Origin of the sequence: Streptomyces sp. MP131-18 (assembly GCF_001984575.1) — a bacterium.
Classification (GTDB): Bacteria; Actinomycetota; Actinomycetes; order Streptomycetales; family Streptomycetaceae; genus Streptomyces; species Streptomyces johnsoniae.
In genome coordinates this window covers 5,541,042-5,563,713 of sequence record NZ_LZNS01000001.1, presented here as the reverse complement: position 1 = coordinate 5,563,713, position 22,672 = coordinate 5,541,042, and the positions used below count along the sequence as shown (strand labels likewise).

Genomic DNA, 22,672 nt, shown 5'->3' with positions numbered 1-22,672 from the left:
GACCGTCCGCGGCCGGGCCCGGTGGCCCGGCCGCGGCGGCCCGCGGCCTCAGCCCTGCTGCTTTCCCCACTCCAGCATGCGGTCGACCACCTGCGCGGTGGCCCGCCCGTCCGCGGGCGTGCAGAACTTCTCCGTGAACGCCGCGTACCGGTCGGCGTACTCCTTCTCCACGGCGTCCAGACCGCGGATGGCGTCCACCAGCTCCGGCGTCGTCTTGACCAGCGGTCCCGGCGCGGTGCCGGTGAAGTCGAAGTAGAAACCGCGCAGCGTGTCCCGGTAGTGCTCCAGGTCGTAGGTGAAGAACACCATGGGCCGGCCGGTGTGCGCGAAGTCGAACATCGACGAGGAGTAGTCCGTGATCAGCACGTCCGAGATCAGGTAGAGGTCCGAGATCTCCGCGTACGCCGCCACGTCCCGCACGAACCCGTCCCTGGCGCCCGTGATGTTGTTCAGCATCTTGGGGTGCTTGCGGAACAGCAGCACGTACTCGTCGCCGAGCCGCCGCTCGAACTCCTCCAGGTCGAGCTGAAGATCGAGCTTGAACTTCTTGCCCGTGCCGAAGCGCTGGTCGTCCCGCCAGGTCGGCGTGTACAGCAGCACCTTCTTGCCCTCGGGCAGCCGCAGCGTCTTGCGGACGCGCGCCGCGATCTCTTCCCTGTCCTCCCGGTAGAAGACGTCGTTGCGCGGGTAGCCGGTCTCCAGGATCTCGTTCGGGAAGCCGAACGCGCTGCGCATGATCGGCGTGGTGAACGCGTTCGGCGAGGTCAGGTACGTGAACTGCTCGAAGCGGCCGGGCAGCGTCGCGATGTACGCCGGGTTGGCCTTGGAGGTGCCGAGCAGGTCGGCGCCCATCTTCTTCAGCGGCGTGCCGTGCCACGTCTGGACGAACAGCTGGTCCTCGCGCCGCTTGATCCACGAGGAGATCATCACGTTGGTGACGAGGTAGCGGCTGCGGGCCAGCGCCTCGTGCCATTCGGCGCTCTTCCACTCCACGGTGCGCATCCCGGGCGGCACGACGGCCTGCTGGTCGTTCGTGCCCCAGATGTGCTCCACGTCCGCGCCGCGCCGCACCAGCTCCTCGTAGATCGCGCGCGGCGAGTCGGAGAACTGGCGGCCGTGGTAGCAGTTGTAGAACACCGCGTTGCGCAGCGGCTTCTCCCGGTCGCGTACGTACTGCGCGCGCAGCCGCCGCTGCCGGTACTTGCCGCGGTCCTCCTCGCGCAGCGGGGAGCCGGCGGCGAGGAAGATGCGGTCGAAGAAGCGCCGTTCGACGGTGTACGTCCGCGCGGCGCCGCGGTGCTGGAGCGGGAGCGAGTCGACGAGGTCGCCGCGCAGCTTGACCGGCACGTCGTTCTTGCGGTCCGCCTCGCCCTCCTCGCGGAACGACAGGTACCAGCGGCCCTCGCGCAGCGACTGCTCGCCGTCGTAGGACTCCATGCGGTCGGGGCGGACGCGCACGGTGAACCGGCCGTCGGCCGACTCGAACGGCAGGGACTTCTCCTCGAAGTACTTGCCGTGCCGCAGCACCAGTTCGAGCCCTTCGGACGGCCCGGTGAAGCCGCCGCGCAGGACCAGTTCGCCCTCGGGCGTCCAGCTCATGTCGTCGACGACGGCCTGCCGCGCCCGGTCGTGCAGCTTGAGCAGTCCTGGTCCGTCGGTGGTCACCGCGATCTCGCGGCCGTCGGGCACCAGGTACTGGCCGGGCAGGAACCCGGCGCGCACGGTCGCCCTGCGCGTGTCGCCGCCGGGGAACTCCAGCGTGGTGACGAAGTCCTGGGTCGGCGCCGCGGACGACTCGGCCACCGAAAGGTCGGCCAGCGGGATATCGGCGGCGCAGCCGCCGCCCGGCGTCTCCTCGACGTCGTAGGCCCGCTTGAACTCGCCGCCCTTGTGCTCCAGCAGCAGCCGCACGGGCCGCTGCCCGGCCGGGGTGTCCGGCACGTGGACGTTCAGCCGCAGCGCGTCGCCCGCCGCCTCGTGGGACGCCACCTCGGCGGCCGGCGTCTCGACGGTGAGCTGCATCCTCTCCTCGGAGAACCCGGCCACCAGCCTTACGCCATCGGCGAGTTCACGCGCCTGGGAGTGCCCGGCGCTGCCGATGTCGGTACGGTCAACCGAGCCGGTGCGCACGACGCCGGGCGAGGGCAGCGCGAGCGTCAGCTGCCAGACGCCCGGCTGCCAGCGCCCGCCGGTGCGCAGCTTCTTCGGGTCGATGACGATGTCGAAGCCCGATTCGTCGTAGGCGTGCAGCGCCTGCCCGGAGTCGCGCGTGGCGCGCAGCTCTTGGCGCTGCTTGACACGCACCGGAACGCGCCGCCTGGCGCCCTGCTGCCGCAGCCACGCGAAGCGCGGCATCAGCGCCTTGCTGTCCGCGGGCACGTTCTGCACGAACGCGTAGCCGCGCACGACCAGCCTGCCCTCGCGCCACAGCACCTCGGTGGCCTTGGCGCGCACCGGCAGCTCGCCCGGCTGGATGCGGACCACCTCGGCGGGCAGCGAGCCGCTGTCGAGCCCCGGCACCTCGACGCGCGGCCTGAGCCGGCCCGCGACGACGAACGACGAGGCGCGGTACTCCCGTTCGTGGGCGAGGACCGTCAGCAGGTCGTCGAGCCGCCGTTCGCGCGCCAGCTGCCACTTGATGCGCATGAGCGGGGGCAGCTTGCGCAGCTTCTTCTGGTCGGCGCCCGCGAGGAACGCGCCGGCCTCGTCGAAGAACGTCTCGCGCTCCTCGGCCGAGGACTCGGGCAGCCAGTGCATGGACCGCCGCAGCTCCGCGGGCAGCATGTCCTCGGGCTTCTTGACTGGCTTCTTGGGAGGCACGGGGGCTCAGCCTTCCTGTGCTGGTACGGGTCGTAGGGGCGCGTCGGCCGCGGCCGGCACGGCCGCCGCGGCGGCCGTCTCGACAATGCCCTGAGCGGCGTTGCGGGCCTCGGCGCGCTCCGCGAGGACGCGCACGGCGCTGTCGAAGCGCGACAGCGAGGTCGGCTCGTCGGGGCCGAGCAGGTAGTGCTTCAGCTCACCGCGGGCCGCGGTGAGCGGGTCGGTGTCGGGGGCGTGCACCGCCTGGAGCAGCTCGTCGAGCCCGGCCGCGTCGTTGTCGAGGATGACGGCCGCGCGCACGGCGGTGTTCTGCCGCCGGAACTCCTCGGCGCCCAGGGCGGCCGAGTCGGTCACGGCGTACGGCTTGCCGCTGGCGATGAAGTCCGACACGACGCTGGAGATGTCGGAGACGAGGGCGTCCGACTCGTTGAAGCAGTCGAACAGCAGCGGCTCGGGGCCGGTGATGACGCGGTGCTCCCACCAGCCGCGCGCGCTCCAGTACGCCTCGTTCCACTCCGCGCGGCGGCGCTCCTCACCGGCCGCCTGGTCGGCGGGCGTCATGGCGTCCCGGGACACGGACGCGTCGTCCCAGGCCGCGGCGAGTACCGTGCCCGCCCCACCCTGCTCGGCCATGGCCCGCAGGCGCGCCTGGGCGCGTTCGCGTTCGGCCGCGGTCTCCTTGGCCGCCTCGGCCCAGCGCGGGTCGGCGGCGCGCTCGGCGCCCGCCTGCTGCATCATCGCGACGATCCGCTGGTGCACCGCGCCGGCCTCGGGATTGCGCGAGCCGGTGAACGGGTGCGGCTTGTACAGCACGCGAACGGGCCGCTCGGCGGCCAGCAGCCGCCGGATGATGTTCTCCCCGGCCAGGAGCAGCGAGGTGTTGCCCGGCTCGTCGGTCCAGCCCTCCCACGTCGGCGCGTACAGCACCGTCGGGATACGGCCGGCGGGCACGCCGGTGGCCGGCGTGATGGGGGCCAGCTGGGGGCGGCCGACCTCCACGATGTCCTCGTCCCGCACCCCGACGTCCGCCAGCGCGTAACGGTCGCGGCCGGCGCGGCCGGCGGTCCACACCTCGTCGTAAGCCTTGGCGTACGGGTTGATGCTGGCGATCTTGTCGCTGTCGCCGTGGCCGATGAACACGTGCTTCATGGTGGGCACGCGCAGCAGGTGCAGGTTCTTGCCGACGTTCGCCGGGTAGAGCCCGACGCGCAGCATCGACAGGTCCATGTTCATCAGGTCCACCGCGCTCGGCACGCACACCACCGGCACGGTGGTGGTGGCCAGGCGCGTCAGGATGGACCGTTCCCGCAGGATGACCAGCGGCCGGGCGTCGAGGCCCGCCATGGTGTCCAGCCACATGTTGACCTGGTACGCGGAGTCCTTGGAGCCGGAGAAGTACAGGGCGACGGTCGGCCGGTGCGTGCGCAGCCAGCCGTCGAACCATTCGAGCGTCTGCTCCTTGGGCGGCGGCAGCCGCTTCGCGCGCAGGAACGGCAGCAGCGCCACCAGGTAGAGCAGCACAAGCCCCACCGACACCGCGGTCCCCGCGTAGCCGAAGGCGGCGGTGTCCGCGGCCACGGCGAGCACGAGGCCGGCGAACATCGGGACCTCGGTGTGCAGCACCTTCTCCACGGCGCGGTGCGTCAGCCAGCGCGGCGGGCCGTCCGGCACCGGCAGCGTGGACAGGTCGATGTTGCGGGTGGCGATCGGCAGGCGGCGCTTGCGGCGCAGCGTCATGATCAGCGCCGTGTGCGGCGCCTGGAGGCCGTAGCACGCCAGGAAGCCGACGATCGCCGCGTAGAAGACCGTCTCGCCCGCCCAGTCGGTGCGGGCCAGCAGCAGGACCAGCAGCAGCTGGCGCACCAGGAAGCGCACGGTCAGGCCGACCCTGGCCTTGCCCATGCGCACCAGCAGGTAGCTGCCCCTGCGGTGCAGGTAGTGGTCGCCCGCGTAGGAGAGCACCGCGGCAACGGCGAAGGCGCCGGTGGCCGGCAGCAGCGCGGTCACGAGCATCCCCGCGTAGCCGGTGAGCAGCACCAACGCGGCGGTCAGCTCGGGTCCCGAGGCGACGCCGACGAGCCTGCGCAGCAGTCCGCCCGTCATGCCACCTCCCCGTCGACCTGCACGTCCAGGGCGGCGGCCAGGGCCCGTTCGAACGAGCCGGCCTGGCTGGCGTCCGCGGTCGGGTCCTGCTGGCGGACGTCGATGACGTGCCCGGTCATCGGCGAGAGGAGCACGTCGAGCGAGGTGCGGGCGACGGCCTCGGAGGACAGCAGGGTGCCGGCGGGCTCCTGGCCGAACGCCTTGGTCCGCATCGGCGTGGCCGTCCGCTCCGGGTTGACGCAGTTGACGCGGATGCCGTCGCCGGCCCACTCGTCGGCGAGCGCCTGCGTGAGGTTCACCATGGCGGCCTTCGTCGACGAGTACAGGCTGTACTCGGCGCGGCCCCTGGTGTAGCTGCTGGAGGTGTACAGCAGCAGCTGACCGCCGCTCTCCGCGAGGTACTTGTGGGCGGCGCGGGCGATGCGCACGGGCGCCAGGTAGTTGACCTTCAGCGCCTCCTCGATGGCGGCGTCGTCGGTCTCGGCGAGCTTCCCGATGCGCAGCACCCCGGCGGTGTTGACGACGAAGTCGATGCGGCCGGTCTCGGCGTAGGCCCGCTCCAAAGCGTCGGAGACGTCCTCCGGGTTCTCCACGTGGGTGCCGGTGGTGGAGCGCCCCAGCGCGTAGACGGCCGCGCCGTAGCGCTCCGCGAGGTCGGCTATGTCCTTGCCGATGCCGTAGGAGCCGCCGAAGACGACGACGGTGCGGCCGGTCAGCTGCTCGCGGTAGGCGTCCTCGTCGGACTGGGCGGGCGCGGCGGTGGAGGCCAGCTGGAAGAGCTTGTCGGCGATGAACACGTCCACCGGCTGCGTGACCTTCATGTTGAACTCGTCGCCGGAAACGACGTGGATCGGCACGTCGGGCAGGTACTTCAGCACCACGGAGCAGTCGTCCGTGGCCTGGAAGTTGGGGTCCTCGGCGGCGATCTCGTAGGCCCGGCGGATCGTGGAGAGGCGGAAGGCCTGCGGGGTCTGCCCGCGGCGCAGCCGCGAACGGTCCGGGACGTCGGTGATGAACTCGCCGTCCTCCCCGTGGGTGCGCGTGACGATGATGGTGTCGGCGGACGGTATGGCGACGTCCACGGCCCGGTAACGGTCCAGCGCCGCCACGCAGTCGCTGATCACCCGGCGGGACAGCAGCGGGCGCACGGCGTCGTGGAAGAGAACGTTGCGGTCCTCCCCCTCGGCCAGGCCCTCGCCCAGCACCTCGATGGCACGCCGGGTGGTCTCGTTACGGGTCGCCCCGCCCTCGACGACGCGGGTGACCTTGGTCAGACCGCCCTTGGCGACGATCTTCTCCACGTCCCGCGCGTAGCCGGGAGCCATCATGACGAGGACGTCGTCGATGTCCTCGGCCTCCTCGAAGATGGCCAGCGTGTGCTCGATGACGGCTTTGCCCGCGACCTTGATCAGCTGCTTCGGTATCGAAAGCCCCACGCGCTGACCCGTTCCACCGGCGAGCACGACTGCGGTGGTGTGTGGGGACGGGCCGTCTGGATGGATGGTCAAGGAAGCTCCTGCCGGGTATCAAGAAGTGTCGCCTACGCGAGGAGAAGGTTAACCCCAGTAGAAGCTTGACCCCTAAGCCGGATGAACCGTTGTCGGCCGTTATCGCTTTGTGACAGCACCGGATCACCCAGCGAGGCCACCCGCGAGTCGCACCATGCCCGTTATTTCAGTCAAATGGGTCGAATTCCTCGAATTCCCGCTGAACGGCGTCCCTTCGCTGCGCCTCGCGGTCCCGGCGGCGGGCGGCGGCCGGCCGCACCACGTTCAACCGGTGATCCTCGCCACGCCGGCCGAGCATCTCCGCGCCGCCGCTGACCGACGGCTCCCAGTCGAAGACCACGGCGTCCTCGTCCCCGCCGATGATCACGCCGTCGCCCTCATGCGCGCCCGCTCTGATCAATTCGTCCTCGACACCGAGCCGGTTCAGCCGGTCGGCGAGATAGCCGACGGCCTCCTCGTTGGTGAAGTCCGTCTGACGCACCCAGCGCTCCGGCTTCTCGCCGCGCACGCGGAAGAAGCCTTCGCCCTCCGGAGTCACGGTGAAGCCCGCCTCATTTACCGCCTTCGGCCGGATCACAATGCGCGTCGGCGTCTCCGCCGGCTTTGCCGCGCGGGCCTCGGCGACCAGCGCACCCAGCGCATAGGAAAGATCGGCAAGGCCCTTGCGCGATACCGCGGAGACATCGAATACCTGGTGACCTCGGGCTTCGAGATCGGGACGCACGATGTCGGCGAGATCCTGCCCCTCCGGGATATCCGTCTTGTTGAGCACGACAAGGCGCGGCCGGTCGTCGAGACCGCCGTACTGGGCCAGCTCCGCCTCGATCACGTCGAGGTCCGTCAGGGGGTCGCGCTCCGATTCCAGCGTCGCGCAGTCGAGCACGTGCACCAGCACCGAGCAGCGCTCTACGTGCCGCAGGAATTCGAGGCCGAGGCCCTTGCCCTCGCTCGCGCCCGGGATCAGGCCCGGCACGTCCGCGACCGTGTACACCGTGCTCCCGGCGGTGACCACGCCCAGGTTGGGCACCAGCGTGGTGAAGGGGTAGTCCGCGATCTTCGGCTTGGCCGCGGAGAGCACCGAGATCAGTGAGGACTTCCCGGCCGAGGGGTAGCCGACGAGCGCCACGTCCGCGACGGTCTTCAGCTCCAGGACGATGTCCCGCTCCTCGCCCGGCTCGCCGAGCAGCGCGAAGCCCGGCGCCTTGCGCCGCGGCGAGGCGAGCGCCGCGTTCCCCAGGCCGCCGCGGCCGCCCTGCCCCGCGACGAATCTGGTGCCCTCACCGACCAGGTCCGCCAGCACCTCACCGTTCCCGTCCAGCACGACCGTGCCGTCCGGGACCGGCAGCAGCAGGTCCTGACCGTGCGCCCCGGTGCGGTTGCCGCCGCCGCCCGGCTTGCCGTTGGTCGCCTTGCGGTGCGGCCTGTGGTGGTACTCGAGCAGCGTCGTGACGTCCCGGTCGACGACGAGGATCACGTCCCCGCCGCGCCCGCCGTCGCCGCCGTCCGGCCCGCCGAGCGGCTTGAACTTCTCGCGGTGCACCGAGGCACAGCCGTGGCCGCCGTTCCCCGCGACGGCATGCAGCTCGACGCGATCGACGAAGGTGGTCATGACGGTGCCTCCAAGCACAAACGATCGGCCGGAACGAAAGCCGGCGATCTGGGAACGACTAGCGACGAACGACGAACGACGAACTGTCTGAGGAACAAACACGGGCGAGGGCGGACCTGCTTCCCGGCGTGGGAAGGCGGTCCGCCCTCGGAGTGTGCGTCGGTCGGCTGCGGTTACCGCGCGGCCGGCACGATGTTCACGACCTTGCGGTCACGGTGCTTGCCGAACTGCACGGCGCCCGCCTGGAGCGCGAACAGCGTGTCGTCGCTGCCGCGGCCGACACCCTTGCCGGGGTGGAAGTGGGTGCCGCGCTGGCGGACCAGGATCTCACCGGCGCTCACGAGCTGACCGCCGAAGCGCTTCACACCGAGGTACTGCGGGTTGGAGTCACGGCCGTTCCGGGTGGAGGACGCGCCCTTCTTGTGTGCCATGTGTGCTCAGTCCCTTACTTCGAGGCCGGGGCGGGGATGTCGGTGATCTTCAGCTGGGTGTGCAGCTGACGGTGACCCATCCGCCGACGGTAGCCGGTCTTGTTCTTGAACTTCTGGATCCGGATCTTGTCGCCCTTGTGGTGGTCGGTCACCTCGGCCCGGACCTTCACTCCGGCCAGCACCCACGGGTCGCTGGTGACGGTCTCACCGTCGACGACGAGGAGGGCGGAGAGCTCGACGGTGTCGCCCACCTCGCTCGCCATCCGGTCAACCTCGATGACGTCGCCCACAGACACCTTCTGCTGACGGCCGCCGGTGCGCACGATCGCGTACACGCGGAACTCTCCCTCGCTCGATACGGAACCCCTGATGCCAGCAGCGGGCGGCAAACCCGGCCTCTCCCGGACGGACGCGGAAACGAGCGTGCGCCGCGCGGGAGGATGAGTGCTCAGGGGGATGGCGGGCCTGATGACACGCCGATCGCCAAGAATACGGAGACGTCAACAAGCCGGTCAAATCAGCCGGGTCCGCCGCCGCCCCCGCGGGGGCGGCGGCGGACCCGGGCACTCACTCCCCGGCCGTGGCGGACACCGAGGGCGGCTGCTGCTGCTCCGCCGCCGACGTGGCCTTGGCCGCCTTCTTCGCCGTGGCCTTCTTGGCCGTCTTCTTGGCCGCGGTCTTCTTCGTCGCCGTCTTCTTGGCGGCGGTCTTCTTGGCCGTCTTCTTCGCGGTCTTCTTGGCCGCGGTCTTGGCCGCCGACTTGGTTGCCGTCTTCTTCGCCGACTTCTTCGCCGCACCGGCCGTCACGACCGTCACGACCGCCTCGGTGGCGCCCTCCGGCGAACCGGCCGGGGCGGACGCCCGCCGCACCGCCCTGCGCCGCGGCGGCGCCTCGGACACGGTGCCGGCCTCCGGCTCCCGAACGGCCTCCGGCTCCCGAACGGGCTCCGGCTCCGGCTCGGTGGCCGTGACCACGACCACCGCGGGCTCCTCCGCGCTCCTCGGCGCACCGGCCGGGACGGAGACCTTACGGCTCCCACGCCGCCGGGCGGTCGCGGGCTCGGGCTCCGGCGCGGGCTCCGGCTCGGGCTCCGGCGCGGGCTCCGGCTCCGCCGCGGCGGACGGCTGCTCCGCGGTGACCACGGTCACCGCGCCCTCCCCCGCGGGACCGGCGGGCGCGCTCGCCTTGCGGGAGACGCGGCGCCGCCGCCGCGGCTCGGGCGACGGCTCCACCGGCTCCTCAACGGGCTCGACGGGCTCGACCGGCTCGTTCCGCTCCACCGTCTCCGGCGGCACGATCGGCTCCACCGGCTCGGCGCTCTCCGCGACCGCGGCCGGCGCGGGCTGCGCCTCCGCGGCCGTGGGCTGCGGCTCCTCCGCCGCGGCGGCCCGCGCCCGCTTCCTGCTCTTCTTGCCGCCGCCACCGCCGCCGGGCGCGTGCACGTGGTCCGCATGCACGATGACGCCCCGGCCGTTGCAGTGCACGCACGGCTCCGAGAACGACTCGAGCAGCCCCTGCCCGACCCGCTTGCGCGTCATCTGCACCAGGCCGAGCGAGGTGACCTCCGCCACCTGGTGCTTCGTCCGGTCGCGGCCCAGGCATTCGAGCAGCCGCCGCAGCACCAGGTCACGGTTGGATTCGAGCACCATGTCGATGAAGTCGATGACGATGATGCCGCCGAGGTCGCGAAGCCGCAGCTGGCGCACGATCTCCTCGGCCGCCTCCAGGTTGTTCCTGGTGACGGTCTCCTCCAGGTTGCCTCCCTGGCCCGTGAACCTGCCGGTGTTCACGTCGATGACGACCATCGCCTCGGTCCTGTCGATGACCAGCGAACCGCCGCTCGGCAGCCACACCTTCCGGTCCAGGGCCTTCATCAGCTGCTCGTCGATGCGGTACGTGGCGAACACGTCCACGTCCGAGGTCCACCGCTGGAGGCGCTCCTGGAGGTCGGGGGCCACGTGCGCGACGTACCCGTGGATCGTCTCCCACGCGTCGTCGCCGCTGACGATGACCTTCGAGAAGTCCTCGTTGAAGATGTCGCGGACCACGCGCACCGTCATGTCCGGCTCGCCGTAGAGCAGCGCCGGCGCGTTGCCCTTCTTCGCCTTCTTGCGGATCTCCTCCCACTGCGCCTGGAGCCGCTCGACGTCCCGGGTCAGCTCGTCCTCGCTCGCGCCCTCGGCCGCGGTGCGCACGATGACGCCCGCGTTCTCCGGAACGATCCGCTTCAGCACCTGCTTCAGCCGGGTCCGCTCGGTGTCGGGCAGCTTGCGGCTGATCCCGGTCATCGACCCCTCGGGCACGTACACCAGGTACCGGCCGGGCAGCGAGATCTGGCTGGTCAGCCGCGCGCCCTTATGACCGATGGGGTCCTTGGTGACCTGAACGAGGACCGGCTGCCCGGACTTCAGCGCGCTCTCGATCCGGCGCGGCCCGTTCCCGAGGCCGAGTGCCTCGAAGTTGACCTCGCCCGCGTAGAGCACCGCGTTGCGGCCCTTGCCGATGTCGACGAACGCCGCCTCCATCGACGGCAGCACGTTCTGCACCTTGCCGAGGTACACGTTGCCGACGTAGGAGGCCGACTGCTCCTTGTTCACGAAGTGCTCGACGAGGACGTCGTCCTCCAGCACCGCGATCTGCGTGCGCTCGCCGCTCTGCCGCACGATCATGACCCGCTCGACGGACTCCCGGCGCGCCAGGAACTCCGCCTCGGTGATGATCGGCGCGCGGCGCCGCCCCTGCTCGCGGCCCTCGCGGCGGCGCTGCTTCTTCGCCTCCAGACGCGTGGAGCCCTTGATCGACTGCACGCCGTCCGAACTCTCGGTCGCCTCGTCCCGCTTGCGGCGCGGCTCCCTGACCTTGACGACGGTGCGCTCCGGGTCGTCGCCACCCGCGCCGTCGCCCGAATCGCCGCTGCGCCGCCTGCGCCGGCGCCTGCGCCGCGAGGAACCGCCGCCCTCCGCCTGCTCCTCGGCCTCCGCCTCGGCGTCGGCGTCCTCGTCCACGTCCGCGTCCTTCGCGGGCTCCGCCGCGCCGGACTCCGGCTCGGCCTCCGCCTCGGGCGCGGTCTCCTCGTCGCCGTCCCCGGCGTCGGTCCCCGCGACTGCCGCCGCGGCACGCTCCGCGGTCTCCCCGCGGCGCCGCCGCCGACCGCCGCGGCGCCGCCTGCGGGCCGGACGGTCGGCCTGCGACTCGTCCTCCTCCTCGGCGACGTCCTCGACGTCCTCGACGTCCTGCTCGTCCTCGTCCTCGGGCTCCTCCGGCCCCTCCGCCTCCTCGGGCCCGGTCGCCGGAGCGGCGCTGCGCACCGCCTCCTCGGCGGCCCGCTGCGGAGTCTGGAACATGGGCGCCTGGAACACCGGCGCCTGGAACACGGCGGTCGCCACCGGCACCGCCGGGGGCAGGGGCGTGTCGCTCTCGTCCGGCACGGCAGCCGCGTCGGCCTCGTCCGGCACCTCGGCGACGGCCTCCGGCTCCGCCGCCTCGCGCGCGGACCGCCGCCGCCTGCGCGACGTGGGCGCCTCCACGGCCTGCTCCGGCTCCTGCGCGGTGATCTGCGGCTCCTCGGCGGGCGTCTCCGCCGCCTCGCCCGCCGCACGCGCCGCCCGGCGCCTGCGCCGGGGCGCGGCGGGCTCGGGCTCGGGCTCGGGCTCGGCGGCCGGTTCCGCGGCCGCGGGCTCCTCCACCGCCTCGGGCACGGACGCGGTGCGGCGCCGCCGCCGCGCGGGCGCGGTCTCCGCGGCCGCCGGCTCATCGGCCGCCGCACGACGCCGCTTCCGCGCGGGCGCGGCCTCCTCCGCGGACGGCTCCTCGGCCACCGCTTCCTCAGCCACCGGCTCAGGCGCCGACACAGCACGCGTCGCACGACGCCGCTTCCGCGGCGCAGCACCCTCCGCCTCCGCCTCCGCGGCCACCGGCTCATCGGCCGCCGCACGACGCCGCTTCCGCGCGGGCGCGGCCTCCTCCGCAGGCGGCTCCTCGGCCACCGCTTCCTCAGCCACCGGCTCAGGCGCCGACACAGCACGCGTCGCACGACGCCGCTTCCGCGGCGCAGCACCCTCCGCCTCCGCCTCCGCGGCCACCGGCTCCTGCTGCGGCTCCTGCTGCGCTTCCGTTTCCGGCTCGGACGCGACGCGCGTCACACGGCGCCGCTTCCGCGGCGCGGCCTGCTCGGCCTCGTCCGTCCTGCTCTCCTCCTCCGCCACCGCGGCCGGAGGGCCGGCCGGGCGGGTCGCCGCCCGGCGGCGCCGGGGCGGGAGGGTGTCACTCGGTGTGGTGTTCTTGTCCGTTGTCGTAGTGGCCGCGGGGGTGTCCCCGGTGCGCTCGGCACCGTTCGGCCCCACGGATTCGTTGGCCTCGTGCATGCGGGCGGTTCTCCCGTCACGCTCCCGGGCGCCTCACCGCCTAGCGGGCGCCGCTCGAGAGCTGTCGTTTTACTCGCCGGTTCCGGACCACTGGGTCCGGCTACGGCGAAAGTCTGCTGGTCGGTGCGCCGCCCGGAACAGCCCGGCCCGAGTGGCTCCCAGGCCCCCGGCCGTTCTGCGGCACAGCAACGGCATCGCTATCCGGTGACCCCCGGCGCCGCCGCGGCCTGCTGTCCGGCGGCCCTGGTCAGGGCGGCTTCGGCAGCGTCGCGGTCAGGCGCGAACGGGTCGGTCACCGTGCCGTTCTCCTCATCGAGTGGCCCCTGCGCCAGCCTGGTCACCGCTGCGGGGACCGGCGGCGCCAGGTCGGCCTTAGCGCGGAGACCGGACAGGACGTCGTCGGGTCGTACGGCAGGGGTAAGGTGCCGTACTACCAGGCGCAGTATCGCACAAGGCTGGGTGTCAGGCCCATGGGACCCACCTGCTGCCGTTCCGGACGGCACCGTGGCGAGCGATACGACGGCGGCGCGGGCGTCGAAGGCGCGCAGGCCCTTCTTCGTCCGCCGCTGCACCTCGACGGCCTCGGCGGCCAGAAAAGCGGCGACCGCGCGGTCCGCGTCCAGGGGCTGTACGCCGTCCAGCCGCAGCTCCCACTGGGACGCCTGCAACTGCTCGGCGAAGTCGGTGGTGCGGGCCTCCACCATGTCCACGATGTCGAGGCCGTCCGGCAGCGAGGCGTCGAGGCGGGCTCTCAGCTCCTCGACGTCCCGCCGCTCGGTCAGGGCGATCTCCAGGTACTCCGCCTCGCTCGCCGTGCCGGTCGGCGCGGCGTTCGCGTAGGAGACCTTGGGGTGCGGGGTGAACCCCGCGGAGTACGCCATGGGTACCCCGGCCCGGCGCAGGGCGCGCTCGAAGGCGCGCTGGAAATCGCGGTGGCTGGTGAACCGCAGGCGGCCCCGCTTCGTATACCGCATCCGGATGCGCTGCACCGCGGGAGCGGGCGGCGGGCCTACGGGCTGTCGCTTGCCCAGTGGTCTTCAGTCCCTCGTACGAAACTCTCCGGCCCGGTCACGGGCCGTTGCTTACTTCCAGGTTACGTCCCACCGGTGGCTATCCAGTACCGCAGCTTCTCCCCCCGCCGGTCCTCGAAGACCCCGCCGCACGCCTCGATGACCTTCCGTGACGCCACGTTGTCGTGGTCACAGGTCACCAGCACCGGGTCGTGCCCGAGCCGGCGGGCGAGCGGGAGGGACGCGCGCAGCATGCCGGTGGCGTGGCCGCGGCGGCGCGCGGAGGGCCGCACGTCGTAGCCGATGAGCCCGCCCCAGTCGAGCAGCCGCCGGGTGAGCCGGTGGCGTATGGACAGGCGGCCGAGGAAGGTGTCCCCTTCGACCCACCACAGGATCGTGGCACGCACGAAGCCGGGCGGCGGCAGGGTGTCGTCGCGGGCCGCGGCTATGTTCTCCGCGACGTACTGGGCGAACGTTTCGGGGTCCTGCCAGCGGCGGCCGAAGACGGAGATGTCGCGGCCCAGCATGGAGTTGTCCTCCAGGGTGCCGCGCCCCTCCGCCTCGAACTCTTCCACCGCTTCGAGAAACGAGGCGTGGACCGCGGTGGTGGGCTGGACGAGCTGGGGCACGGCCTCATCGTCCGCCGCACCGCCCGCCGCGGCAACCCGGCCACGGCCGGCGGCCGGCGGCTTCTTCCAAGACCCGGAAACCATCACGACCGTCCTGCCCCCAACCGTGCCCGGAGCGGGGACGGCGGCCGCCCCGCCGTGGATCAGGCGACCCTACACGGGCCCCCGCGCCCCGCGGCTCCCGGTCCCCTCGCGGCCTTCGGCCGAGCTGCTCGGCCAGTCCAGGGCCGCGGACGCAGCAGAGCCGACAGCTGTCCTCGTACCGCGCGATCGCCAGCTCCTGGCTGATGCCCACCGGCCGGTGGGTCCGCGGCACGGCGATGTCCTGCCGAACGCCGTGGAGCCCGATGACGCGTTCCACCCGGCACCCCGCACGCGGCGCCAATGACGCCAGTCACGCTTCGCCACCACCGCTTATGGGGACAGAGCTTTCACCTCGTGCTCGCGGCCCTTGGCATGGACCTGGACCCGGTAGACCGGTAGGTAACGGTGCTCACGTGTGCCCGGACAGACCGGGCACAGGCTCAGCGGGCAGAACGCGCGGGAGCGGGAGCCAGGAGGAGAACGCGAAGGGGCCCCGACGGCAGGGCCGGTGAGCCGGGCCTCGCGCCGCACCGCAGGCCCGTCGGTGAGGGCGGAAGAGGTGTCAGGGCTGGTGCGCCGCGGAGACGCTGCCGGTGATCCGGTCGAGGTCGTGGGTGGCCTTGGCGAGGAGGTCGAGCATGGCAAGCTCCGCGCGGGCGGGGTCCTGGTCGCGGATCGCGTCGAGGACGGCCCGGTGGCTGGGGACGGGGTCGTTGGCCTGATCGTGGGAGTGGACGACCCGGTCGCGTTCGCGTAGCCCGGGCTCAAGGAGGAGGTCCATGCGCGCGAGCATCTCGTTGCCGGTGGCACAGAGCAGGGCGCGGTGGAATGCGGCGTCGGCCTCGGCGGCGTCCGCGGAGAAGTGAGCGCGGGCATGGGTCATCGCGTCGAGCGCGGTCTCCAGCGCTCGCAGATCGCCTTCTGTCCGGTTGAGGGCCGCACGGTGAGCGGCGGCCGGCTCCACGATCGCGCGCACCTCGGCGAGGTCACGCATGAGGCGCTGTCCGGCGCCGCTCTCGACCTGCCAGCGGATGATGTCCGCGTCGAGCAGGTTCCAATTGCTGCGCTCCCTGACGAAAGTTCCACGCTTCTGGCGAGCGTCTATCAGGCCCTTGCCGGCGAGCACCTTCATGGACTCGCGCATCACGGTGAGGCTGACGTCGAGTTCTTCCCCGAGGCCACGCATGTCGAGAGTGGCTCCCTCGGGCAAGTCACCGCCGACGATACGCAGGCCGAGGACGCGGACGACCTGCCCGTGAACGCCTCTTCCGGTGTACGACGCCATGGCGGGTCTCTCCTCGGGGTCTGCGCGGGCCCCAGATGTGGAGGCCTGGCCCACCCACCCTAGCAGTAGGCATTAATTATGAATACATCTTGACGCTGCCCGTGGCTCCCTCCACGATGAACGCGCTCCACCGAGCCGCCGCCCCGCAGTAGCCGCCTGTCATGTTGTCTCTGCATGTTCACGAAGCAGCCGCGCCCCTGATGGGGCACCTGCCCATGGGCAGTTCAACCACCGCGTCGCACACACTGACCGTCGACAGCCGGAGCCCGCTCCGGGACGGTCGTCTCTCGTGGCGACCTACCTGTTCCGGAACCAGCACGAGAACGAGCGCGGCACGTTCCGCTTCGACGGTGACCTCGGCGTGCGCCGCTTTGTGACGCTTCGGCAAGGCCGCCGTGTACCGCGTCACCGTTCCGGCATCGGCTCTGGCAGGCGACGGGGAGGTACGGCTGAGGCCGCGTTACACGGGCGACGCCGCCCGGGCCCACATCGGCGGCCGGCTCGTCGCCGATCATTTCTGGTACCGCCCCGAGTGGGAGATCGGACTCCGCCGCTTCGCGGACGCGGCCGCTCGGCACGGTGTGGAGATCCGCGTCCTGCCCTTGGACCCGGCGTCGCGCGTTCACGTCGACGCCTCGGCACGTGAAGGCCTGGACGCGGCTCGCAACCGGGCCGCGGTCGAAACCGCCGAACTGGCGGGTGTGCCACGCGCGTCCCTGCGTGGTGCGGGTGACGAGCGGGCGTGACCGCGAGGCGGAACGGCCGCCTGCCGGACGCTCGCGGGCCGGCGCGGCGCGGTTCGGGCGCGCACCGATAGGTCCGACGCCCGAGGGCCGGGCCGGGTCCGTCACCCCGCCCGGAGTCCCGCGACTGCCTCCCGCACGCCCCTGCGCGGCCGGGGCTACGGCTCCCCGGCGGAGGTGGGGCAGCGGGCCAGCGGTTCGCCGTGGGCCGTGCTCATGCCCACCTGGTGTACCCGACGGAAGTAGGGCAGCAGCCGCACGAAGGCGGGCCGGGCCTGCCAGAATGCGCCGCGGTCGGGGGATTCGGCCGCGCGGCCGGTGAGGTGGTCCAGGGCGACGATCTTGGCGGCGACGGCGGCGTGCAGCAGCCACGGCACCGTCGTCAGGGCCGCGAGGTGGCGGTCGGTGTTCGCCGCGGTGGGGCCGGCCAGCACCTCGTGCTCGGCGTGGAGCTGCTGGATGAAGTCCAGGACGTCCGCCCCGCAGCGGTCGGTGATCCACTTCCTGAACAGCGCCGCCGGCGTCCACTCGGTCAAGGTGACCGAGGCCGTCACCGACATGTGCGCCCGCCTCGCCCGGCTTGACGGAATACCCGCCGCAGCCGAGCTCGACCAGCGCGCCGCGGCACTGTCCTGACGTGCGCTACGGCACCCCTCCCTCGCTCAGGAAGCTGCCGGCAGATTACTTGTGGGCCGCTTCACCGCTCGCCAACGGCACCCCGCCAAGGGGCACCCCGGCGCGGGTGCGACGGACCGCCCGCCGGGGTGGCGGGGGCCGCTCCGGCATGAGGGACGATGTGCGGGGGGCCGTGCCCGAAACCGGGCGCGGACAGGTACTTCCGGAAGATGAACGGACGCGCCCGCATCTCGGCGGGCCCGGGGACGCCGACGCATTCCGCCCGCTCTGCACGGCAGCCGGGCGGCAGCGCGCCGAAAACGGGCACCCCGGCACATCCAATTCCCTTCGAAAATCCTCGGGAAACACGACAGGTGAACGAGACCGCGCCCATTCACCCCGCGCCGTGACGCGGCGCCTCCCGAATTCACCGGCCGCGTTCACCTGTCACGAGAGACGCGCCGCAACGAGCAAGGAAAGCCCCAACCGGCAGATTAAGGGCATGACCCAGGAAAACGCCGCATAGGGCACCGCAGCGGAGCAAGTACCGGCCCTTAGTACGCTCTTGAAAGCCCGTCACATGCCTCATACAGTGTCACGGTCATCGCTGAGGGCCGGCACATTCCCAGGCCGGACCCCCGGCTCACCGTGAAAGGAATCGCATGTCAACCTCTGTCGCGGAACCGACCACCGAACTCACCGATTCCGACTTCGACCTCGACATCCGCATAGAGCTGAGCGACCTGGAGGACGGTGACGGCTTCGCGCAGGCGAAGACGGTCTCTTTCCCCAACGGCCCTTACACGAGTGACTGCTCGGTCTGTATTCCCGCGACTACGGCAATCTTCTGTTCGTGATTGAGCCATGACGGCAGGGGCGCGGGCCGTTCACCGGCTCCGCGCCCGTGCCTTTCACCATGTGGCGCACCACACTTCCGCCGGGCGGGCACGAGGCGCGGAAAAGCAGAAGCAGACGCGGAAAAACAGGCAGGGAGAATCCGGTCCATTGTCAGGGGACGACGTTTCTTTTCGCTTTGCCGGTCCCGGCATGCTGCGCATCCCGCTGCTGCCGTACTCCTGGGTCGAGCGGACCGTCGCAGCGGCCGAGGGGCTCGACCCGCGTGACCGCGCACAGGTCGAACGCTACGTTGCCACGCTGATCGCCGACGAACGGGTCCTGGAGGCGCTGCTGCTCTCCAGCCCGTCGCTGCACCGCGCCATCCGCACACTTCAGGCGGGTGAGCCGATGAAGCCGGCGGCGCTGCGCAAGCTCACGCTGGGAACGACCCGGTACGTGCTGCGGGCCGCCGGCCGCCCCACCCCGTTCGGCCTGCTGGCCGGGGTGGCGCCCGTCGCCTTCGGGGACGCGTGCCGGGCACGCGTCGGCGAGCGGCACCGCGTCGCGGTGCGGCCGGACGGCGACTGGCTGGTGGGGCTGCTCTCCGCCTGGGAACGCGACCCGGCGCTGCTGCGCAGACTGCGGGTGGTCACCAACGACCTGGGCTTCGCCCGCGGCGACCGGTGGGTTCTGCCGTTCACCCCCGTGACGGACGAGGGCCGCGCGGCGGCGGCCCGTACCAAAGAGGTCTCCGTGCGCCACACCGCCGCGGTACGGCTGGCCCTGGAGGCGGCCGAACAGCCGTGCACGGGCGGGGAGATCGCCGAGCGGCTGACCAGCGCGTTCCCCGCGGTGGCGGCCGGCAAGGTGGACGGGCTGCTGGCGGACCTCGTCCGGCGCGGCTTCCTGCTGACCGAACTGCGCCCGCCCCTCGCCCGGGCCGACCCGCTGCTGTACGTGCGTGAGGTCCTGGCCTCGGTGGCGGACCGGGAGAAGGAGGACGCGGTCGCCCGCATCGCGAAGGTGCTGGCGGACTGCGCGGGCGCGCCGCTCGGCGCGGGAACGGGCCGCTGGGACACCGCGGAGCGGGCATTGCGGGACCTGCACCGGCACGACGGGACCCTCCTCCAGACCGACCTGCGGATCGACGCCGAGGTGATCCTGCCCGAAGCGGTGGCGCGGGAGGCCGAGTCGGCCGCGACGGCGCTGTGGCGGGCATCCGCCAAGGACGAGCGAAAGCCCCATCTGGCGGACTATCACAGGGCGTTCGTGGAACGGTACGGCGTCGGCCACGCCGTACCGCTGCTGGAGGTTCTCGACCCGCACTCCGGGCTCGGCCCGCCGGCCGGCTACGAGAATCCGGGCGGCGAACGGCGCGTGGCGCCCGCCGCCGCGGACCGTGGCCCGGCGCGCGACGCGGTGCTGACCGATCTGGTGCTGTCCGCCGCCGCGGGGAGCGGGGAGATCGTCCTGGGAGACGCCGTGCTGAACCGGCTGGCCGACGCCGCGCCCGACACCGCGCCGACCCCGGCGGAGCTGTGCGCCCAGGTGACCGCCGTGTCCCAGGAGGCCCTGGCCCGGGGAGAGTTCCGGCTGATCCTCTCCCAGACCACCGGCTCGCCGACCCCGGGCGCCCTGTTCGGCCGCTTCGCCTATCTCTTCGACGACCAGGAGCCGGTGGCGGCACTGGCGCGGGACGCCATGGCGACGACGCTCCGGGAAGGGGCCACGCCGGTCAGCCTGGACTTCCAGGTGCTGCCCGGCGCCGCGAACGTCACGCGCGCGCTTGCCTGCTGGCCGGACCGGCTGACGGTCGGCTCGTTCCCCCACCACCCGTCGTCCGGGGGCCGTGTGCGAGGCGCGCGGGACGTCGCCCTGGCCGCCGACGAGGAGCGGCTGTTCGCCGTGGACGCGGCCACCGGGCGGGAACTCGTCGCGCATACCGCCACCGTGCTGTCCATGGGCTTCACCTCCGACGCCGTCCGCCTGCTGCGCGAGATCTCGTCGATGGGCCGTCCGACCTGGTCCGTGTGGGACTGGGGGGCCATCGGCTCCGCCACCCGTCTGCCCCGGGTCCGCCACGGCCGCACGGTTCTGACTCCCGCGCGCTGGAAGATGACCGACCCGGCGCTGACCGACTCCTCGGCGTCCGACGAGGAGTGGGGCCGCGCCCTGGACGCGTGGCGGGCCCGCTGGGCCGTGCCCCGGCGCGTCAACGTGGGAACGGTCGATCTGCGGGTGGTACTCGACCTGTCGGCCCCGCTGCACCGGACGCTGTTGCGCCGCCAACTGGCCCGGGACCCGGGGACGGTGGCGTACGAGACGCTGGAGGACGCGGGGTACGCCGAGCACTGGCTGCGGGACGACGAGGGCGGCGCGTACCGCAGCGAGGTGCTCATCCCCGTCCTGCCCCGAGGCCGGGACGGCCGGGACAGCCGGGACGCCGGGACGGCCAGGGCGCCCGCCGGCATGGCGCGCCGCGGCCCGGCCCCCCGGCAGGGGAACCGTCACCGCCAGTGGTACTACGCCAAGCTGTACCTCGCCACGGCCGGGCAGAACGAGGTGCTGGCCTCGCATCTGCCCCGGCTGCTGGCGAACCTGCCGGACGGCGGCGGGCACTGGTTCTTCATCCGCTACATCGACCCCGAACCCCATCTGCGGCTGCGGTTCCCGGGAGATCCGCGAGCGCTGCTCTCCGATGTCGCACCCGCGGTGCAGGACTGGGCCGACGACCTGTACCGCCGGCGGCTGGCCGGCCGGCTGGCCGTCGACCGGTACGAGCCCGAGACCGTCCGTTACGGCGGGCCCGGGGCCATCGCCGCCGCGGAACGGTTCTTCCACCACGACAGCCGGACCGTCGTCGGGCAACTGGCGGCCCTGTCAGCGGGCACCGTGACCACGCCGCCGCCGGTACTCGCGGCGGGACACTACGTCGACATCGCCCGGCAGGTCCACGGTCCTGACTGGCCCGCCTGGTTCCTCGCCATGCCGCGTGAGGAGGAGCACCACCGGTACTTCCGCGAACACCGCGACGCGGCACTCGGCCTGCTCGGCACCGCCCCGCCGCCCGGCACCAGCGCGTCCGGCCAGGCCGACCCGGCCGGCCTGGCCGAACGGGCCGCGGCGCTGCGGGACTTCCCCGCGGCCTCCCGGCGTTCGGTGCTGGCCGGAGTGCTGCACATGCACCACAACCGGCTGATCGGCGCCAACCGCACCTCGGAGGAGCGTTCCTTCGCGGTCGCCCGCGGCATGGCGCAAACCGAGCAGGCGCGCCGGGAGCACCTGCGGTGAGCGCCTGGAGCGACGAAGCCGTGGTGGCGGAGATCGCGGCACGGGCGAACGCGTGGACTCCGCCCGCCCGCCAGCCGCTCGGCCTCGCCGACGGCACCATCGGCACGGCCCTGCTGCTCGCCGAACTCAGCAGGCACGATCCGGAGCTCCGCCGGGCCGCCCACGCCCGGCTGACCGACGCCGCGAAAACCCTGCTCCCCGTGGCCGGCCGCCTCGGCCCCGGGCTCTACCAAGGAGCGGCGGGGCTGGCCTTCGCGATCAGGGCGGCCGTCCGGAAGCCCGGCGACTACGCCACCATCCGCGAGCGGCTGGACACGTTCCTCCGCGAACGGCTGGGCCGCCTCCTCGCCCTGGAGGAGGCCAGGATGAGCGAGGGCAAGGAACTGGTCCCGAGGGAACGCTTCGACGCGGTGACCGGCGTCACCGGAATCGCCCGCTATTTCCTGGACGGCCCGGCCGTTCCGTCCCGGTCGACGGAGACGGCCGGGACGGCCGACCCGGCCGGGCCGCAGGCCGTCCGCGACGCCCTGCGCTACCTGACCGCCCTCACCGAACCGAGAGTGCACGAGGGCCGCACGCTGCCCGGCTGGGCGGGCCCGCCATGGCCGGGCCAGGAAGCGGACGGCGACACGATCGACGTGGGCCTGGCCCACGGGATCGCGGGCCCGCTGGTCCTGCTCTCCCTGTGCTGGTCGCGGGGCATCCGGGTGCCCGGCCAGGACGCCGCCATCCGGCGCGCCGCCAAGTGGCTGCTGAGCTGGCGCCAGGACGACGAGGCGGGCCCGTACTGGCCCATGATGGTCTCGGCGGCGGACGAGGCCGCGGGCCGGCGCCCGCGCCACGAGCCACACCGCCCGAGCTGGTGCTACGGCCCCCCGGGGATCGCGCGCGCCCTGCAACTGGCGGGCCTGGCACTGGGCGAGACCGAGTGGCCGCGGGTCGCGGTGGACGCCATGCACGCGGTCCTTCGCCGTCCGGAAGGCCGGGCCGGGCTCGACGACCCGGGCCTGTGCCATGGCCTCGCCGGGCAGGCCCACCTCACCCGCGTGATCGCCCATGACGCCCAGGACCCGATACTGGCGGAGCACGCGGCGAGTCTGACCGACCGCCTCCGCGCCCGCTTCGAGCCCGCGTCCGCGTTCGGCTACCCGACGCGCGGACGCCGACGGCTGCCACCGGCCATCTGGGACGCCCCCACCTTCCTCGAAGGTTCCGCGGGCGTGGCCCTCGTTCTCCACCGGCGCGGGCCGACGCCACCGCGCTGGGACGCGGCCCTGCTCGTCAACTGACCGGCTGCGGACCGATTTTCCGGCGCGCCGGAACGCTCCACGCCGTCCGCCTC

15 protein-coding genes are annotated in these 22,672 nt (G+C 72.6%); 4 read left to right on the top strand and 11 right to left on the bottom strand.

The window, feature by feature from the left end:
- Positions 1 to 48 precede the first annotated feature (48 nt).
- From STBA_RS25090 to STBA_RS25045, 10 genes are all read right to left on the bottom strand, one after another.
- Entirely contained in the window at positions 49 to 2,820 is a 2,772-nt protein-coding gene (locus STBA_RS25090) for a CDP-glycerol glycerophosphotransferase family protein (RefSeq protein ID WP_366510877.1), read from the bottom strand.
- A gap of 6 nt (positions 2,821 to 2,826) precedes the next feature.
- A complete protein-coding gene (locus STBA_RS25085) occupies positions 2,827 to 4,923 on the bottom strand; it encodes a hypothetical protein (RefSeq protein ID WP_077061403.1) in 2,097 nt (698 codons plus the stop codon).
- Positions 4,920 to 6,431, bottom strand: coding sequence for a bifunctional cytidylyltransferase/SDR family oxidoreductase (locus STBA_RS25080; RefSeq protein WP_077061402.1), 1,512 nt, complete (start codon positions 6,429 to 6,431; stop codon positions 4,920 to 4,922). The genes STBA_RS25085 and STBA_RS25080 overlap by 4 nt, the downstream gene beginning before the upstream one ends.
- A 166-nt stretch (positions 6,432 to 6,597) precedes the next feature.
- Complete coding sequence (obgE, locus tag STBA_RS25075; protein ID WP_077061401.1) at positions 6,598 to 8,040, bottom strand: GTPase ObgE; 1,443 nt, start codon at positions 8,038 to 8,040, stop codon at positions 6,598 to 6,600.
- A gap of 173 nt (positions 8,041 to 8,213) precedes the next feature.
- Positions 8,214 to 8,471 carry a 50S ribosomal protein L27 gene (gene rpmA, locus STBA_RS25070; protein WP_077061400.1) on the bottom strand — a complete coding sequence of 86 codons (258 nt, stop codon included), beginning with the start codon at positions 8,469 to 8,471 and terminating at the stop codon, positions 8,214 to 8,216.
- Positions 8,472 to 8,485: 14 nt separating this feature from the next.
- Positions 8,486 to 8,806, bottom strand: a complete 321-nt coding sequence (rplU, locus tag STBA_RS25065; protein WP_077061399.1) for a 50S ribosomal protein L21 — start codon at positions 8,804 to 8,806, stop codon at positions 8,486 to 8,488.
- A gap of 232 nt (positions 8,807 to 9,038) precedes the next feature.
- On the bottom strand, positions 9,039 to 12,836 hold the full coding sequence (locus STBA_RS25060; RefSeq protein WP_079252149.1) for an Rne/Rng family ribonuclease: 3,798 nt from the start codon (positions 12,834 to 12,836) through the stop codon (positions 9,039 to 9,041).
- A gap of 197 nt (positions 12,837 to 13,033) precedes the next feature.
- Positions 13,034 to 13,825: a TIGR03936 family radical SAM-associated protein gene (locus STBA_RS25055; RefSeq protein WP_077061398.1), complete on the bottom strand. Its 792-nt coding sequence runs from the start codon at positions 13,823 to 13,825 to the stop codon at positions 13,034 to 13,036.
- Positions 13,826 to 13,929: 104 nt separating this feature from the next.
- Positions 13,930 to 14,475, bottom strand: coding sequence for a GNAT family N-acetyltransferase (locus tag STBA_RS25050; protein ID WP_171987782.1), 546 nt, complete (start codon positions 14,473 to 14,475; stop codon positions 13,930 to 13,932).
- A gap of 646 nt (positions 14,476 to 15,121) precedes the next feature.
- Positions 15,122 to 15,844 (bottom strand): FCD domain-containing protein, encoded by a 723-nt coding sequence (locus STBA_RS25045; protein ID WP_077061397.1) that lies wholly within the window; start codon positions 15,842 to 15,844, stop codon positions 15,122 to 15,124.
- A gap of 395 nt (positions 15,845 to 16,239) precedes the next feature.
- Here STBA_RS25045 and STBA_RS25040 point away from each other — a divergent pair, with 395 nt between their 5' ends.
- Entirely contained in the window at positions 16,240 to 16,590 is a 351-nt protein-coding gene (locus STBA_RS25040; protein WP_077061396.1) for a hypothetical protein, read from the top strand.
- A gap of 155 nt (positions 16,591 to 16,745) precedes the next feature.
- On the opposite strand, the gene STBA_RS25035 is transcribed toward STBA_RS25040, so the two are convergent.
- Positions 16,746 to 17,147 carry a hypothetical protein gene (locus STBA_RS25035; protein WP_077061395.1) on the bottom strand — a complete coding sequence of 134 codons (402 nt, stop codon included), beginning with the start codon at positions 17,145 to 17,147 and terminating at the stop codon, positions 16,746 to 16,748.
- A gap of 717 nt (positions 17,148 to 17,864) precedes the next feature.
- Between STBA_RS25035 and STBA_RS25030 the strand changes: the two genes are divergently transcribed.
- The 3 genes from STBA_RS25030 to STBA_RS25020 all read left to right on the top strand — a co-directional run bounded on the left by STBA_RS25030 (position 17,865) and on the right by STBA_RS25020 (position 22,619).
- Positions 17,865 to 18,059, top strand: a complete 195-nt coding sequence (locus tag STBA_RS25030; protein ID WP_077061394.1) for a hypothetical protein — start codon at positions 17,865 to 17,867, stop codon at positions 18,057 to 18,059.
- A 190-nt stretch (positions 18,060 to 18,249) separates the two neighbouring features.
- Positions 18,250 to 21,330: a lantibiotic dehydratase gene (locus tag STBA_RS25025; protein ID WP_253194980.1), complete on the top strand. Its 3,081-nt coding sequence runs from the start codon at positions 18,250 to 18,252 to the stop codon at positions 21,328 to 21,330.
- Positions 21,327 to 22,619 (top strand): lanthionine synthetase C family protein, encoded by a 1,293-nt coding sequence (locus tag STBA_RS25020; RefSeq protein WP_077061393.1) that lies wholly within the window; start codon positions 21,327 to 21,329, stop codon positions 22,617 to 22,619. The genes STBA_RS25025 and STBA_RS25020 overlap by 4 nt, the downstream gene beginning before the upstream one ends.
- Positions 22,620 to 22,672 lie beyond the last annotated feature (53 nt).

Excerpts from the sequence above, each read along its gene's own strand:
- STBA_RS25085 (WP_077061403.1), bottom strand. The coding sequence starts at position 4,923 with ATGACGGGCGGACTGCTGCGCAGGCTCGTCGGCGTCGCCTCGGGACCC.
- STBA_RS25035 (WP_077061395.1), bottom strand. The coding sequence starts at position 17,147 with ATGTCGGTGACGGCCTCGGTCACCTTGACCGAGTGGACGCCGGCGGCG.
- STBA_RS25045 (WP_077061397.1), bottom strand. The coding sequence starts at position 15,844 with ATGGCGTCGTACACCGGAAGAGGCGTTCACGGGCAGGTCGTCCGCGTC.
- STBA_RS25025 (WP_253194980.1), top strand. The coding sequence starts at position 18,250 with ATGCTGCGCATCCCGCTGCTGCCGTACTCCTGGGTCGAGCGGACCGTC.
- STBA_RS25030 (WP_077061394.1), top strand. The coding sequence starts at position 17,865 with ATGTCAACCTCTGTCGCGGAACCGACCACCGAACTCACCGATTCCGAC.
- obgE (WP_077061401.1), bottom strand. The coding sequence starts at position 8,040 with ATGACCACCTTCGTCGATCGCGTCGAGCTGCATGCCGTCGCGGGGAAC.
- STBA_RS25060 (WP_079252149.1), bottom strand. The coding sequence starts at position 12,836 with ATGCACGAGGCCAACGAATCCGTGGGGCCGAACGGTGCCGAGCGCACC.
- rpmA (WP_077061400.1), bottom strand. The coding sequence starts at position 8,471 with ATGGCACACAAGAAGGGCGCGTCCTCCACCCGGAACGGCCGTGACTCC.